The 15,163-nt window shown below is 44.5% G+C and carries 15 protein-coding genes and 1 pseudogene; 14 read left to right on the top strand and 2 right to left on the bottom strand.

What is annotated here, in order from left to right:
* Positions 1 to 324, bottom strand: a complete 324-nt coding sequence (gene flgM / locus L5L97_RS04870; RefSeq protein WP_107948432.1) for a flagellar biosynthesis anti-sigma factor FlgM — start codon at positions 322 to 324, stop codon at positions 1 to 3.
* A gap of 75 nt (positions 325 to 399) precedes the next feature.
* Positions 400 to 1,107, bottom strand: a complete 708-nt coding sequence (gene flgA, locus L5L97_RS04875; protein WP_263162232.1) for a flagellar basal body P-ring formation chaperone FlgA — start codon at positions 1,105 to 1,107, stop codon at positions 400 to 402.
* 205 nt (positions 1,108 to 1,312) lie between these two features.
* Here flgA and L5L97_RS04880 point away from each other — a divergent pair, with 205 nt between their 5' ends.
* The 14 genes and pseudogenes from L5L97_RS04880 to L5L97_RS04945 all read left to right on the top strand — a co-directional run.
* The gene (locus tag L5L97_RS04880) at positions 1,313 to 2,233 is read left to right on the top strand and encodes a chemotaxis protein CheV (RefSeq protein ID WP_028761211.1); all 921 of its coding nucleotides are present in this window, start codon (positions 1,313 to 1,315) and stop codon (positions 2,231 to 2,233) included.
* 100 nt (positions 2,234 to 2,333) lie between these two features.
* Entirely contained in the window at positions 2,334 to 3,173 is an 840-nt protein-coding gene (locus L5L97_RS04885; protein ID WP_168824478.1) for a CheR family methyltransferase, read from the top strand.
* A gap of 143 nt (positions 3,174 to 3,316) precedes the next feature.
* On the top strand, positions 3,317 to 3,721 hold the full coding sequence (gene flgB, locus L5L97_RS04890; protein WP_113939454.1) for a flagellar basal body rod protein FlgB: 405 nt from the start codon (positions 3,317 to 3,319) through the stop codon (positions 3,719 to 3,721).
* Between the two features lie 2 nt (positions 3,722 to 3,723).
* Positions 3,724 to 4,140 (top strand): flagellar basal body rod protein FlgC, encoded by a 417-nt coding sequence (gene flgC, locus L5L97_RS04895; protein ID WP_006085646.1) that lies wholly within the window; start codon positions 3,724 to 3,726, stop codon positions 4,138 to 4,140.
* A gap of 24 nt (positions 4,141 to 4,164) precedes the next feature.
* Positions 4,165 to 4,935, top strand: coding sequence for a flagellar hook assembly protein FlgD (gene flgD, locus L5L97_RS04900; RefSeq protein ID WP_173497640.1), 771 nt, complete (start codon positions 4,165 to 4,167; stop codon positions 4,933 to 4,935).
* Positions 4,936 to 5,017: 82 nt separating this feature from the next.
* The gene (gene flgE, locus L5L97_RS04905; protein ID WP_028761207.1) at positions 5,018 to 6,379 is read left to right on the top strand and encodes a flagellar hook protein FlgE; all 1,362 of its coding nucleotides are present in this window, start codon (positions 5,018 to 5,020) and stop codon (positions 6,377 to 6,379) included.
* Positions 6,380 to 6,552: 173 nt separating this feature from the next.
* Entirely contained in the window at positions 6,553 to 7,296 is a 744-nt protein-coding gene (gene flgF, locus L5L97_RS04910; RefSeq protein ID WP_105251930.1) for a flagellar basal-body rod protein FlgF, read from the top strand.
* 10 nt (positions 7,297 to 7,306) lie between these two features.
* Entirely contained in the window at positions 7,307 to 8,095 is a 789-nt protein-coding gene (gene flgG / locus L5L97_RS04915) for a flagellar basal-body rod protein FlgG (RefSeq protein WP_028761205.1), read from the top strand.
* 11 nt (positions 8,096 to 8,106) lie between these two features.
* Positions 8,107 to 8,781 (top strand): flagellar basal body L-ring protein FlgH, encoded by a 675-nt coding sequence (gene flgH, locus L5L97_RS04920; RefSeq protein ID WP_028761204.1) that lies wholly within the window; start codon positions 8,107 to 8,109, stop codon positions 8,779 to 8,781.
* A gap of 11 nt (positions 8,782 to 8,792) precedes the next feature.
* Positions 8,793 to 9,884, top strand: a complete 1,092-nt coding sequence (locus L5L97_RS04925; RefSeq protein ID WP_028761203.1) for a flagellar basal body P-ring protein FlgI — start codon at positions 8,793 to 8,795, stop codon at positions 9,882 to 9,884.
* Positions 9,885 to 9,901: 17 nt separating this feature from the next.
* Positions 9,902 to 11,044 carry a flagellar assembly peptidoglycan hydrolase FlgJ gene (gene flgJ, locus L5L97_RS04930; RefSeq protein WP_028761202.1) on the top strand — a complete coding sequence of 381 codons (1,143 nt, stop codon included), beginning with the start codon at positions 9,902 to 9,904 and terminating at the stop codon, positions 11,042 to 11,044.
* Positions 11,045 to 11,084: 40 nt separating this feature from the next.
* Positions 11,085 to 13,010, top strand: coding sequence for a flagellar hook-associated protein FlgK (gene flgK, locus L5L97_RS04935; RefSeq protein ID WP_263181304.1), 1,926 nt, complete (start codon positions 11,085 to 11,087; stop codon positions 13,008 to 13,010).
* A gap of 11 nt (positions 13,011 to 13,021) precedes the next feature.
* The gene (gene flgL / locus L5L97_RS04940; RefSeq protein WP_263181305.1) at positions 13,022 to 14,230 is read left to right on the top strand and encodes a flagellar hook-associated protein FlgL; all 1,209 of its coding nucleotides are present in this window, start codon (positions 13,022 to 13,024) and stop codon (positions 14,228 to 14,230) included.
* Between the two features lie 192 nt (positions 14,231 to 14,422).
* A pseudogene (locus L5L97_RS04945) lies at positions 14,423 to 15,163 on the top strand (flagellin); the annotation flags it as partial.

Raw genomic sequence — 15,163 nt, forward strand, 5'->3', positions numbered from 1 at the left:
TTACTCTTTATTTAAGTCATTAAGTTCGGCTTCAAAACTTGCAATATTGGCAGCCAACTTTTCAGGGTCAATTTTATAGCGACCTTCGGCAATAGCTTGTTTGATTTCGGCTACTTTCTTTTGATCAACTTCAGGAAGGCTAGCCATTTTAGTCTGAGCTCCTTGAAGTTGTTGTGCCTGGGCCGTAATGACCACTGAGTCGCTTCTTTGTGGTGTTGTCGATTTTGTAGCAACTTGAGCAGATTGATCGCTGCTCGTTTTCGTTGCGCCTGAACGAACTTGCGCAGTCGTTGCAGTGTTGAGTTTGCTAATATCAATTGCCATTTTAGGCTCCAGCGTCGTGTGTACGGGATTTCTTAACTGGGGTATCGGCAGCTTACAAAAAAGCTTTAGATTATTTTACATTCTTACTTCAACTTCGCCAATGCCTGTGACTATAGCATCTAGTTCTTTGTTTGAACTGCTATTTTTGACTCTGATCCGATCACCTTTATTGCCATCTTGTAGGGCTTCGCCCACTGTTTTGAGCTCGAATGAGCCAGAACGAACGTAGATAGATACCGAATCATTTTTACAAACGAAGCATAAGTTGTTGCTTAATACGGGATTATCTTTTGCTACTCGTCGTTTTACTCGCACACCAGCCAATTTACTCGGGTCATCGAATTCGGCACCTCTCAAGCTATTTTGTTCAATGTAACGGACTTCTACTTGACTAGGAGAGATGAGTTCGCCTGGTGCTAAGATTTCGGTTGAGACAACAACGGGGAATAAGATATCCACCCGAACCGAGATATAGATTTGCCAAGGGTAAGCTAAGTCTTGTGTATCGCAGCTGACTTTTAAGGTGTTATTACGGCTAATTTCCCTATCGCTAGCCAGTTCAACTTTCATTGGAGACGAACATTGTGACGGCAGCATTCTTGCGTCAACCATCTGTGGCGAAATATTTACTTTGGCATTTTCTGGAACGGATATTTTTTCTGAAATAAGCGCTTTAGCTAATTCTGAGATTGCCGATACGGTGGGGACAATAGGCTCTGCACTCGCAAAAGCGGGCATGAAGAGGGTGAAAAGACTAAAAAAACAGACTAAATTTACTTTCATAATGAAGAGACTAGCTTGTAACGCCAGAATGCACCTATACTTTTATTAAGTTCGAAGCTGACCACTGTAATAATAATTTGCATCACTGTCAGAAGATTGACTCAGTTTCGACTATGTTTATCGATAGATAAGACGTAAGCAATTAATATGCCTATACTCAACTGAGTTATAGGGCCGAACATAAACAGAACAACAAGGCAGAGTTATGTCGAGTATTCTTGATTCAGTCAACAAACGAACCCAGCTCGTTGGACAAAACCGTTTAGAATTGCTGCTTTTTAAATTAAACGGTCGTCAACGGTTTGGGATTAACGTGTTTAAGGTGAAAGAAGTACTGCAGTGTCCACCACTGACCACTTTGCCTAAACTTAATCCTTATGTGAAGGGTGTTGCTCATATTCGTGGAACAACCATTTCAGTGATTGATTTGAGTGCGGCAACAGGGGGAAAACCTTTAGCGAGCACTGAAAACTGTTTCATCATTATTTCTGAATATAACCGTAGTGTTCAAGGCTTCTTGGTCAGTTCTGTTGAGCGGATCATCAACATGAATTGGGAAGCGATTATGCCTCCGCCGCAAGGTGCTGGCCGTTATTCTTATCTGACAGCTGTGACTGAAATTGAAGGTGAATTAGTTGAAATTCTCGATGTGGAAAAAATCTTAGATGAGATTTCACCAGTTAAAACGGCTATCAGTGAAGAAGCCAATGAAAAACTGACCCTCGACAGAACTCAGCATTATCATATTATGGTTATTGATGATTCTGCCGTGGCGCGTAAACAAATTATTCGTTCACTCGAGTCATTGAATTTACAAATTGATACCGCAAAAGATGGTCGCGAAGCATTAGACAAGCTTAAAGAGATCGCCAAAGAGATGGATAATGTGGCCGATGAGATCCCCCTCATTATCTCTGATATTGAGATGCCTGAAATGGATGGCTACACCCTGACCGCTGAAATCCGAGATGATCCTAAGCTTAAGCATATTAAAGTGGTACTGCATACTTCGTTAAGTGGTGTATTCAATCAGGCAATGGTTCAAAAAGTGGGGGCTAATGACTTTATCGCTAAGTTTAATCCCGACGAACTGGCCGCTGCTGTGAATAAGCATTTAAGTTTGTAATTGCTGTAGGTTAGTACCTAGATACGCTTTACGCTATAATCTCGACTTTATAACATGATGGTTTCGCACTGATTTTGGTGCTTGCTATAGGATTTAGGATGTGAATGTGCCAAATAAATCACTCGCTGAGGCTGAATATAATCAATTTAGGTTGTTCTTAGAGCAACACAGCGGCATCGTACTGGGTGAAAATAAGCAATATCTTGTGCGCAGTCGTCTTGCTCCTTTGATGGGCAAATATAACCTGCCATCCTTATCTGATGTGGTTAAGCATTCGATGAAGCCTACTGAGCGTGCGCTCAGAGCTGAAGTGATCGATGCTATGACGACCAATGAAACCCTTTGGTTCCGTGATCGTTATCCATTTGAGTTGTTGAATAATGTCCTACTACCTGAATACAGTCGTCTGGGGCGTCCGCTCAAAATTTGGTCTGCGGCTTGCTCGTCAGGCCAAGAGCCGTACTCATTGGCTATGACTATTCTTGAGTATCAACAGAAGAAGCCTGGTGCCTTGGCTGGTAGTGCTTCGATTCAAGCAACGGATCTATCTCCTTCGATGTTGGAACGCTGCAAAAATGCCGAGTACGATAGTTTGGCATTAGCGCGTGGTTTATCTGAAGAACGTAAGCGTCAGTTTTTTGATGCATTACCTTCAGGCAATATGAAGTTAAAGGATAATGTGAAGCGGTTGGTGAACTTTAGAGCGCATAATTTGCTTGAGAGTTATAGTCTGCTTGGCAAGTTCGACATTATCTTTTGCCGCAATGTGCTGATTTATTTTGCACCAGAGGCAAAGGCAAAAATTTTGCGGCAATTCGCTGCCGCTCTCAATCCCAAAGGGATTTTATTTCTCGGTGCATCAGAATCTATCGCTGGTTTAACGGACGAGTTTGATATGGTTCGTTGTAACCCTGGCATTTATTACCAGAAAAAGACTTAACTTAGCCGCTCTAAAGAAAATTACCGACAATTGTCGGTAATTTTTTACCCATCACTTGCTCATCCTTATTGTTATTCTCAAAATTTTCCTGATGTTGGCACATGAATTGCTTTATTTTCGTGAGAACACGAGGAGGCAATTTTATGGCGATCAATTTTGATAATGCACTGGGTGTGCATCAATACACTCTCGGTATTAGAGCGCAGCGGGCAGAAGTCATTTCAAGCAATATCGCTAACGCAGATACGCCACATTACAAAGCCCGCGATGTTGATTTTTCTGCGGCAATGCAGGCCGCTCGAGGCCAACAGCAGCAGCGAAATAGTCTTGAAATGCAAGAGCCAGATAAGCATTTTGGGCTTGCGGAGTTGACTGGGCAATTTGTTAAGTTCCGTGTGCCAAATCAACCCGATACCGGTGATGGTAATACTGTTGATATCCAACAGGAACAATCGGCATTCATGCAAAATGCACTTGAATATCAAATGTCGCTAGGTTTTTTAGATAGTAAGTTTAGTGGCATGAAGAAAGCGTTGAGAGGGGATTAATCATGAGTTTATTTAGCATATTTGATGTTGCTGGCTCGGGAATGTCTGCTCAATCGGTCAGGCTAAACACCACCGCGAGCAACATAGCTAACGCGGATTCCGTCTCGAGTAGTGTAGATAAGACCTATCGTTCCCGTCATCCCATTTTTGAAGCCGAAATGGCTAAAGCCCAAAGTCAGCAACAAGCTTCTCAAGGCGTTGCAGTAAAAGGCATTGTAGAAAGTGATAAACCACTACTGAAAGAATACTCGCCCGATCATCCTATGGCGGATGCGGACGGCTTTATTTATAAACCGAATGTTAATGTCATGGAAGAAATGGCAGATATGATTTCTGCTTCGCGCTCATATCAAATGAATGTTCAAGTCGCTGAAGCAGCTAAGTCTATGCTGCAACAAACACTTGGGATGGGTAAATAACATGTGTTACTTAGGAGGTAAGCTGTGAGCCTCATTAATCAAATTAACCAAGCGTCGGCGCAGACGGCTCAAAATAAGAGTCAGCCAAATGCCGTTACGACGAATTCATCAACCAGCTCAACGGGTAATCCGTTTCTTGATGGCATACGTTTGCCAAAAGAGTCAATAGTACCGGAAGCAAAAAGCCAGCAGTTAACTCAAGATGACTTTTTCTCGTTATTAAGCCAACAGTTATCGATGCAAGATCCCTTTAAGCCCGTCGACAACGACCAAATGATTGCGCAGATGGCATCATTCTCGACGGTTGATGGTATTACTAAGTTGAATAAGGAAATCGTTAATTTAAACGGTGTTATGACATCAAGCCAAGCATTACAGGCATCAGGACTTGTTGGTCGCAAGGTATTGATCCCAACTGATACAGGTAACATTTCAGCTGAAAGCCCAACAATAAAAGGTGTGATTAGCACGCCAGCTAAAATTCCTGAAGTTACTGTACGTGTTGAGGATGAGAAAGGCCAAGTTGTGACCACCTTTAAAGTTGATGGCAGTAAGGGGGGCAATGTCGATGTTAACTGGGATGGCCTCGATAAAGATGGAAACCCTGTAACCGCAGGTAACTATACGATCAAGGCGAGTGGTTTAGTGGATGGGAAATCCCAAGAATTGCCAGTCTCGACCTATGCTCATGTGACCAGCGTTTCTCTCGGTACGGCCAGTACTGGCGCGATTCTTAACTTGAGAGGCGGTATGGGCATCAAGTTAACCGATGTGTTAGCTGTGTCTGAAACCTAAGTTTGCCTAAAAGAATTTTTGCAGTATCCGAATTGGGCGTAAGTCGCTCATAAATGAATTGAGTCAAGTGTAGAGGTGAATTATGTCGTTTAACATTGCATTGAGTGGCATTTCTGCCGCGCAGAAAGATTTAAACACTACGGCGAATAACATTGCTAATGCGAACACCATTGGCTTTAAAGAGTCCCGTGCTGAATTTGCGGATGTTTACGCTAATTCTATTTTTTCAAATGCTAAAACTGCTGTCGGTGGTGGTGTTGCGACGAGCCAAGTGGCACAGCAATTCCATCAAGGTAGCTTACAGTTGACGAATAACTCCCTTGATATGGCGATTAAAGGGGGTGGCTTTTTCGTTACTGCTTCTGAACTGGGTACATTAGACCACTCGTTTACCCGTGCTGGAGCATTTAAGGTAGATAAAAATAATTACATGGTTGATTCTGCTGGTAATTATTTGCAAACTTTCCCAGTGGATAAAGATGGGAACTCAACATCAGTGAGTTTAACGACGGCTAAGCCGGTACAAATACCAGACACTGCGGGTAGCCCTGTAAAGACTGAGAATGTTACTTTACAAATGAACTTAAATGCTAAGGAAAGTGCACTCGACCCCGCGGCATTCGATCCTCTAGATGCAAAAACCTACAATAACGTTACATCAATGACAATTTATGACTCACTCGGTGAGCCACATATTATGACCACTTATTTTGTTAAGCCCAAAGATGGTTCGTACAATGGTGAGAACAATTGGGTGGCTTACTATGCTGTTGATGGAAAGCAAGTAGATCTAGCCGGTCCTGCTGGTACTTATCAAACAGATACCACCGGCGATGGTACACCTGATGCAACGGGCACAGCTCAAACTGCTGGTGGTTGGAAAGGCTCTGTACTCAAGTTCAATTCTGTTGGTGTCTACACTGGTAGTGATCCTGCTATAGTCAAGACTGAGGCTTTGGGCGTCAGTGGTGCGGGTGTTTTAGGGCCAGGTGCCGATGGTACTCAAGAGTTGACTGTGAAGTTTAATGCCCCAACGCAATATGCTGCTCCTTTTGGTGCAACTGAGTTGACGCAAGATGGTACGACTGTAGGTCGCTTAACTAACGTTGAAATCGGCGAAGATGGTTTAGTGACCGCGAGTTATTCTAATGGTTCAACCGTGCCTTTAGCACGGGTTGCTTTAGTTCGTTTTGCTAACGAACAAGGTTTAACGCAAGTGGGTAATACGTCGTGGAAAGCCAGTTTAGCTTCAGGTCCAGCGTTAGCGGGTGAGGCAAATAGTGGAACTTTTGGTAGCATCAGTTCATCGGCGCTAGAGCAATCGAACATTGATTTGACGACTGAACTGGTCGATTTAATTTCGGCACAGCGTAACTTCCAAGCGAACTCTCGTACCCTTGAAGTGAATAACACGCTGCAACAAACCGTATTACAAATCCGCTAATCATTACTTTGTTTAACTAAGTGTTGCCGCCAGTGGCAACACTTAGCCTTTATCCTGCCGTCAAATCACTTCATTTTCATATTTTTCAATTCTATCAGTAAATTAAACGTTATTATTTGTTGGCATGATGCTTGCTTGGCTATTGTCATGTAGAAAATTTGACGGAGCAGTCTGTGGACAAATTCCTTTATGTCGCCATGAGTGGCGCTAAGCAAAATATGAATGAGCTGGCACTCCGTGCGAACAACTTAGCCAATGCTAATACCGATGGTTTTAAATCAGATATGGCGCAGGCCAGATCGATGCAAGCCTTCGGTGAAGGGTTGCCTTCAAGGGTGTTTGCGATGACAGAATCTCCGTCAGCTAATTTTCGCTCTGGTCCGATAAAAACCACTGGACGGGATCTCGATGTTGCCATTAAAGGCGATGGCTGGTTTGCCGTTCAGGCGAAAGATGGCAGTGAAGCTTATACCCGTTCAGGTAGTCTCAGTTTCGATGCGACGGGCATGTTGTATAACGACAGAGGCAATCCCGTGATGGGGGACGCTGGCCCGATAGTGCTGCCATTACCTATTGATAAAGTGTCAATTTCACAGGATGGCATAGTGTCTGTTCGCCCTCAGGGGGCGACTGCTGAAGTGATAGAAGAAGTGGCTAGATTGAAGTTAGTTAATCCCGGCAATGCGCAGATGATGCGTGGTGAAGATGGATTATTTCGACAAATGTCAGGCGAACCAGCACCAGCTGACCCTTTCGTCGCAGTTGAAAGTGGTGCCGTAGAGGGCAGTAACGTTAACCCTGTTGATGAAATGGTGTCTTTGATTGATCTTCAGCGCCAGTTTGAATTGCAAGTCAAGATGATGAAAACCGCGGAAGAGAATGATCGCGCTTCATCCTCATTAATGCGTATTAGTTAGGAGATAGATTATGCATCCGGCGTTATGGATTAGTAAAACTGGCTTAGACGCACAGCAAACTGATATTTCAGTGATTTCAAACAACGTAGCGAACGCTAGCACTGTGGGCTACAAAAAAAGCCGCGCAGTATTTGAAGATTTACTCTATCAAACAGTTAACCAAGCAGGTGGTGTTAGTGCATCTAACACTAAGCTACCCAACGGATTAAACATAGGTGCGGGTACGAAAGTCGTCGCTACTCAAAAAATGTTTACTCAGGGTAACATGCTGACGACGGATAACTCACTGGATCTCATGATTGAAGGTCCTGGATTTTTTGAAATACAGCTTCCTGATGGAACCACTGCTTATACTCGAAATGGTCAGTTTACCTTAGATGATACGGGTCAGATTGTGACGCCAGGTTCTGGCTATTTGCTACAACCCGCGATCACTATTCCTGATAATGCGACCAGTATTACCGTTTCAGCGGAGGGTGAAGTTTCAGTAAAAACGCCGGGTACCGCTGAGAACCAAGTCGTGGGTCAGTTGACTATGACGGATTTTATTAATCCATCGGGTCTAGATCCTATGGGACAAAACTTATATACGGAAACTGGTGCGAGCGGCACGCCAATTCAAGGTACCGCTTCGTTAGATGGTATGGGTGCTATTCGTCAAGGCGCCTTAGAAACCTCTAACGTGAACGTGACCGAGGAACTGGTGAACCTTATCGAAAGTCAGCGCATTTACGAGATGAACTCCAAAGTGATTTCAGCGGTAGATCAGATGCTGTCTTATGTGACTCAGAATTTATAGAGGCAAACATCATGGCTAGATATCTTGTGTTGGCCGTCGCGTTATTGCTTGCAGCCTGTAGCTCGACGCAAAAGAAACCCCTTGCGGATGATCCCTTTTACGCGCCGGTATACCCAGAGGCGCCGCCGACAAAAATTGCCGCAACTGGCTCTATTTATCAAGACAGCCAAGCATCTAGCTTGTATTCGGATATACGCGCCCATAAAGTCGGTGACATTATCACTATCGTATTGAAGGAATCGACTCAGGCGAAGAAGAGTGCAGGCAATCAGATCAAAAAAGGCTCAGACATGAGCTTAGATCCCATCTTTGCTGGTGGTAGTAATGTGTCCATTGGCGGAGTGCCAATTGATTTGCGTTACAAAGATAGCATGAACACTAAGCGTGAATCGGATGCGGATCAGAGCAATAGTCTAGATGGCAGTATCTCGGCAAACGTGATGCAAGTGCTGAACAACGGCAGCTTAGTGATCCGTGGTGAAAAATGGATTTCAATCAATAATGGTGATGAGTTTATTCGTGTCACTGGTCTCGTTCGCTCGCAGGACATTAAACCCGATAACACTGTCGATTCAACGCGAATGGCTAATGCCCGTATCCAATACAGTGGCACAGGCACTTTCGCAGATGCTCAAAAAGTGGGCTGGTTAAGCCAGTTCTTTATGAGCGACTGGTGGCCCTTCTAAGGAGTCGTATCATGAAATATAAACTGGTGTTAGCCGTTGCCATGCTAGTGTTTTCTCTACCTAGTCAGGCTGAACGAATTAAAGATATTGCCAATGTGCAAGGTGTGCGTAGTAACCAGTTGATTGGTTATGGCTTAGTGGTCGGTTTACCGGGAACGGGGGAAAAAACCAGTTATACCGAGCAGACCTTTATGACTATGCTCAAAAACTTTGGGATTAATCTTCCTGACAACGTCAAACCGAAAATTAAAAACGTTGCAGTGGTAGCCGTACACGCGGATATGCCTGCCTTTATCAAACCTGGTCAAGATCTTGACGTGACGGTATCTAGCTTAGGCGAAGCCAAAAGCTTACGCGGTGGCACCTTATTACAGACCTTTTTGAAAGGGGTAGACGGTAATGTGTATGCGATCGCCCAAGGTAGTTTAGTGGTGAGTGGTTTTAGTGCCGATGGTTTAGATGGTTCAAAGGTGATTCAAAATACGCCAACTGTAGGTCGTATACCCAATGGCGCAATTGTTGAGCGTAGTGTAGCAACCCCATTTTCAACTGGCGATTATTTGACGTTTAACCTACGTCGTTCGGATTTCTCTACTGCGCAGCGCATGGCCGATGCGATCAATGATCTATTAGGTCCAGATATGGCGCGTCCTTTAGATGCGACGTCTGTTCAGGTAACGGCTCCACGTGATGTATCACAACGAGTCTCCTTTTTAGCAACGCTTGAAAACCTTGATGTTGTTCCCGCAGAGGAATCTGCCAAAGTGATCGTTAATTCACGTACTGGAACCATAGTGGTTGGGCAAAACGTACGCTTACTCCCTGCGGCGATTACCCATGGCGGCATGACTGTCACGATTGCGGAGGCGACACAGGTTTCGCAGCCAAATGCCTTGGCTAATGGTCAAACAACCGTCACGAGTAATAGTACGATCACAGCGACAGAAAGTGACCGTCGTATGTTTATGTTTAATCCAGGCACTACGCTGGATGAGCTGGTTAGAGCGGTTAACTTAGTCGGTGCAGCCCCTTCAGATGTGTTAGCAATACTTGAAGCATTAAAAGTGGCAGGAGCTTTGCATGGTGAACTTATCATCATCTAATTTCTGTCGGGAAAATCATGGAAAAGCTTTCAAGTTCATCACATTTTCTTGACCTGGGCGGGCTAGATTCACTCCGCGCCCAGGCTCAGAAAGATGAGAAGGGCGCCTTGAAAAAGGTCGCCCAACAATTTGAAGGTATTTTCGTGCAAATGCTGATGAAAAGTATGCGCGATGCCAATGCGGTTTTTCAGTCTGATAGTCCACTCAATAGCCAATACACTCAGTTTTACGAGCAGATGCGCGATCAGCAGTTATCGGTCGATTTATCTGACAAAGGTGTATTGGGCCTTGCCGATATGATGGTGCAGCAACTCTCTCCCGAAACAAGTCATTTCACGCCTGCATCGGTATTGCGTGACGATGGTGGCATGAAAATGCTCCACGACGATAAAGCGCTTAATGTGCCTATGCAGAGTTCAGCCGCTCCTGTGGTTGAACCCACAGTTGTAAATCATGGTGTGCCGGCTGCTATCGCTCGGCCTGTATTTGAACCGGATAGAGCTGAAGATGCAAATTCATCAATGGACATTGATGCGCCTAATCGTTCACTGGCTATCGATACGCCTAAGCCGAGCTGGAGTGAACAATCACTTTCAGTGGTAGAACCTGTGATTAGCGGCCAAGTTTTGCCGACGGCAGCATTTAGGGAAACCCAAAAGATTGTCAGGTTTGGTAGTCGAGAAGAATTTTTAGCGACCTTATATCCACATGCTGAAAAAGCCGCAAAAACATTAGGTACTCAACCAGAAGTATTGTTGGCGCAATCGGCACTGGAAACTGGCTGGGGACAAAAAATCGTCCGCGGCAATAACGGTGCGCCGAGTCATAACCTATTCAACATTAAAGCTGATCGTCGTTGGTTAGGTGATAAGGCTAACGTCAGTACCTTAGAATTTGAGCACGGTGTTGCTGTTCAGCAAAAAGCTGACTTCCGAGTTTATAGTGATTTCGAGCATAGCTTTAACGATTTTGTGTCCTTCATTGCCGAAGGTGAACGTTATCAAGATGCGAAAAAAGTGGCCGCTTCCCCTACTCAATTCATCCGAGCTTTGCAGGATGCGGGTTATGCCACTGATCCTCGATACGCTGAAAAAGTGATTAAAGTGATGCAGTCGATCAGTGAAGAACTGAAATCAATTCTGCCAGGAGAAGACAAATGATGAATCTTACAACCCTGTTTGTTCATAGGAGTGTCAACTAATGGCCGTTGATCTACTGAATATAGCGCGAACTGGGGTGCTTGCCTCCCAGTCGCAACTGGGTGTTACCAGTAATAATATAGCTAACGCCAATACCGCTGGTTACCACAGACAAGTAGCAACGCAGTCGACTCTTGAATCGCAGCGTTTTGGTAGTAGCTTTTATGGCACTGGAACTTACGTTAATGACGTTAAGCGTATCTACAATGACTATGCTGCAAGAGAGTTACGCATTGGTCAAACAACGTTAAGCGCCGCCGAAGCCAGCTACGGTAAATTGAGTGAGCTAGATCAGCTGTTTTCACAGGTAGGTAAAGTTGTGCCACAAAGCTTGAATGACCTGTTTTCGGGGCTGAATAGTGTGGCTGATTTGCCTGCAGATTTGGGTATTCGGAGTTCGACCCTAACAAACGCACAGCAAGTTGCCAGCAGTCTTAATCAGATGCAGTCGTATTTGAATGGCCAGCTTAATCAGACCAATGACCAGATCACAGGTATGACTAAGCGTATCAATGAGATCAGTACAGAACTGGCAAATTTAAACCTAGAGTTAATGAAGTCGCCGAATCAGGATGCGCAGTTGCTTGATAAGCAAGATGCACTGGTTCAAGAGTTAAGCCAGTATGCTCAAGTGAACGTTATTCCATTAGAAAATGGTGCTAAGAGCGTAATGCTCGGTGGTTCAGTGATGTTGGTCTCTGGCGAAATTGCTATGACGATGGGAGTCCAAGCGGGTGATCCATTTCCGAATGAGCTTCAATTGACTTCAAGTATTGGTTCGCAAAGTGTCACTGTTGATCCGAGTAAACTTGGCGGTCAGTTAGGGGCCATTTTTGATTATCGTGATCAAACGTTAATTCCCGCGGGTCATGAGCTCGATCAATTAGCCTTGGGCGTGGCTGATAACTTCAATAAAATGCAAGCACAAGGTATTGACCTCAATGGGCAAGTTGGTGCCAATATCTTCAAAGATATCAACGATCCTATGATGTCTTTGGGCCGTGCAGCAGGTTTTTCTGGTAATACGGGTAATGCAACATTAGGCGTCACCATAGATGACACCAGTTTATTAACTGGTGGTGCCTACGAACTGTCATTTACCGCGCCTGCAACTTATGAGCTGAGAGATTCGAAAACGGGGGCAATTACGCCACTGACGTTAAATGGCTCGACTTTATCGGGTGGATCTGGATTTTCAATTGACATAAAAGCGGGCGCTATGGCGTCTGGCGATCGTTTTGCCATTCGCCCAACAGCGGGTGCTTCAAATGGCATTGAAGTGATCATGAAAGACCCTAAAGGCATTGCCGCCGCATCCCCAAAGATTTCAGCAGATGCCGCTAACTCGGGCAATACCCAAGTGAAGTTGACTCAAATTAGCAATCGTAATGCCGCAAATTTCCCTGTAACAGGCAGTGAGTTGACGATAAAGCTCGATACCACAGTTGTGCCTCCAACCTATGAAGCATTCGACGCCGCTGGAACATCCCTTGGGGCTGCAGCCCCTTATACTCCTCCGAGTATTAGCGCTTTTGGTTTTACCTTTGAAGTTGAAAGCAAAGCGGCTGCAGGCAATGACAGATTTACCTTCGATTTATCCTTCGCAGCGGGGGATAACTCTAATGCTGTCGCTATGGCTAAGTTGAGCGAAAGTAAGGTGATGAATGGGGGAAAGTCGACCCTAGCTGATGTGTTCGAGAACACTAAGCTCGAGGTAGGCAGTAAAACGAAAGCGGCTGAAGTGCGTGTTGGTTCGGCAGAGGCCGTGTATCAACAAGCTTATGCGCGAGTTGAGAGTGAGTCGGGCGTGAACTTAGATGAAGAAGCGGCAAATTTAATGCGTTTTCAGCAAGCCTATCAAGCCTCTGCGCGGATCATGACGACTGCACAGCAGATTTTTGACACCTTATTATCCTCAGTGCGTTAGGAGATTTAATTATGCGATTATCATCCGCGCAGATTTTTAATCAAAGCATTACCAGTGTGCTGCAAAAGCAAACGGCGACCAGCAAAATTCTTGACCAATTGAGCAGTGGTAAGAAAGTCAATACTGCTGGTGATGATCCTGTGGCGTCACAGGGTATCGATAATCTGAATCAGAAAAATGCACTCGTTGATCAGTTTATTAAGAACATTGATTATGCAACGAATCACTTACAGCAGACCGAAAGTCAACTTGGCCAAGCAGATAAACTAGTGTCGAGCATGAAGGACATGATGCTACGGGGTTCTAATGGCAGTATGACAGCGGCAGAGCGGCAAACAATTGCCGATGACCTGCGCAAAAGTCTGGATCAATTACTGACAATTGCGAATACCAAAGATGAATCGGGAAATTATCTCTTTGCAGGTAATAAAACTGACACGCAACCGTTCGCATTCGATAATAATGGTCAGATTATTTACTCAGGCGACTCAGGCGTTCGTAATAGCATGATTGCTTCAGGTATTCAGCTTAATACTAATGTGTCTGGAGATACCGCTTTTATGAAGTCACCTAATGCAATGGGTGATTATAGCGTCAATTATTTGCCGTCCCAACAAGGTGATTTTAGTGTATCTAGCGCTAAGCTAGCTAACGCGACACCTTCTCTCTCTGATTACACTGTTTCATTTCTAGATGATGGTGCTGGTGGCATTAATGTCGAAGTCACCGACAACGCTATTCCCGCCAATATCATCTCCCCCGCAGCGGCGTTCGATCCCGCTGTGCCAGTCACTTTTGACGGTGTTGAACTAAAAATTGCCGGCGAGCCGAAGATAGGTGACAGCTTTACCCTTCACCAAGAACAAGAGGTTAGCATTTTCAATACCTTAAATAAGGCGATTGCTCTTTTTGAAAACGCTGATCAAGTGCAGACGCCATCTGGGCAGTCTGAGTTGGCACAGTTATTGAATAATGTTGGGAGTGGTGTCAAACAAATGAGTCAGCAGCAAGGCTTATCAGGTAACAGTTTAAAGATACTGGAAAAATATACTGATAAGCACACTGATGAGAAATTGATTAACACCTCGGCATTATCCAAATTGGAAGATCTTGATTATGCCACTGCGATAACTGAATTTGAGAAGCAACAACTCGCTCTCAATGCCGTATCCAGTGTGTTTAGTAAAGTGGGTTCCGTATCGCTGTTTGATTACATCTAGATCGAATGCCTTCTGAACCGAAAGCACTAAAACAAGACGGTTTTCAATGATGAAGGCATCAAGGTCTAAAGGTTAAGTAATTAAATTAAGCAAATAGAGTTAAGCACGTTAAGTAAAGTTGCAGCAATTGATGGCAACAAGATTTAGCCAGGCTTCCACGTCTTGGCACCCAACTTAGAAGAGGAATGTAACATGGCTATTTCAGTAAACACGAACGTCACATCGATGAAGGCGCAAAAAAGTCTTGGTGGTGCTAATGGTAATTTGCAAACGTCCATGGAACGTTTGTCATCGGGATTACGGATTAACAGTGCTAAGGATGATGCTGCGGGTCTGCAGATCTCTAATCGTATGACAAGTCAGATTAATGGGCTAGATGTTGCTATGCGTAATGCCAACGATGGTATTTCGATAGCCCAAACTGCTGAAGGTGCAATGCAGGAATCGACCAATATTCTGCAACGTATGCGAGATTTATCACTGCAATCGGCTAACGGCTCTAACTCTGCAGAAGACCGTGAGTCTATGCAGAAAGAACTTTCTGCATTGCAAACAGAATTAACTCGTATTGCCGATACAACATCATTTGGTGGTCAGAAATTACTAGATGGCAGTTATGGTACTCAGAAATTCCAAGTAGGTTCGAATGCTAACGAGACTATTTCTGTATCGATTGGTGATGTGTCAGCAGGTTCAATTGGTCAGAATCAAAAAACAGGTGCAGGCAGTGTATTTGGTGCTGCTGCGGCGGCAGGAACAGCATATGGTGTTGCAACAGGCGCTAGTAACATTGTACTAAGCGGCCCTAATGGCACATCTACGGCAACAGATATATCAGCTATGGATGCAAAAGCTGCAGCTGAAGCACTAAATAATTTAGGTACAGGCGTTAAAGTTTCGACTAAGGCATCTGTAGAGTTGACAGGTTTCACT

Source organism: Shewanella sp. SM71, assembly GCF_025653905.1.
Classification (GTDB): domain Bacteria; phylum Pseudomonadota; class Gammaproteobacteria; order Enterobacterales; family Shewanellaceae; genus Shewanella; species Shewanella oncorhynchi.

Coding starts and splice junctions, on each gene's coding strand:
- flgM (WP_107948432.1), bottom strand. CDS start 324: ATGGCAATTGATATTAGCAAACTCAACACTGCAACGACTGCGCAAGTT.
- flgA (WP_263162232.1), bottom strand. CDS start 1,107: ATGAAAGTAAATTTAGTCTGTTTTTTTAGTCTTTTCACCCTCTTCATG.
- L5L97_RS04880 (WP_028761211.1), top strand. CDS start 1,313: ATGTCGAGTATTCTTGATTCAGTCAACAAACGAACCCAGCTCGTTGGA.
- flgB (WP_113939454.1), top strand. CDS start 3,317: ATGGCGATCAATTTTGATAATGCACTGGGTGTGCATCAATACACTCTC.
- flgC (WP_006085646.1), top strand. CDS start 3,724: ATGAGTTTATTTAGCATATTTGATGTTGCTGGCTCGGGAATGTCTGCT.
- flgE (WP_028761207.1), top strand. CDS start 5,018: ATGTCGTTTAACATTGCATTGAGTGGCATTTCTGCCGCGCAGAAAGAT.
- flgG (WP_028761205.1), top strand. CDS start 7,307: ATGCATCCGGCGTTATGGATTAGTAAAACTGGCTTAGACGCACAGCAA.
- flgH (WP_028761204.1), top strand. CDS start 8,107: ATGGCTAGATATCTTGTGTTGGCCGTCGCGTTATTGCTTGCAGCCTGT.
- L5L97_RS04925 (WP_028761203.1), top strand. CDS start 8,793: ATGAAATATAAACTGGTGTTAGCCGTTGCCATGCTAGTGTTTTCTCTA.
- flgJ (WP_028761202.1), top strand. CDS start 9,902: ATGGAAAAGCTTTCAAGTTCATCACATTTTCTTGACCTGGGCGGGCTA.
- flgK (WP_263181304.1), top strand. CDS start 11,085: ATGGCCGTTGATCTACTGAATATAGCGCGAACTGGGGTGCTTGCCTCC.
- flgL (WP_263181305.1), top strand. CDS start 13,022: ATGCGATTATCATCCGCGCAGATTTTTAATCAAAGCATTACCAGTGTG.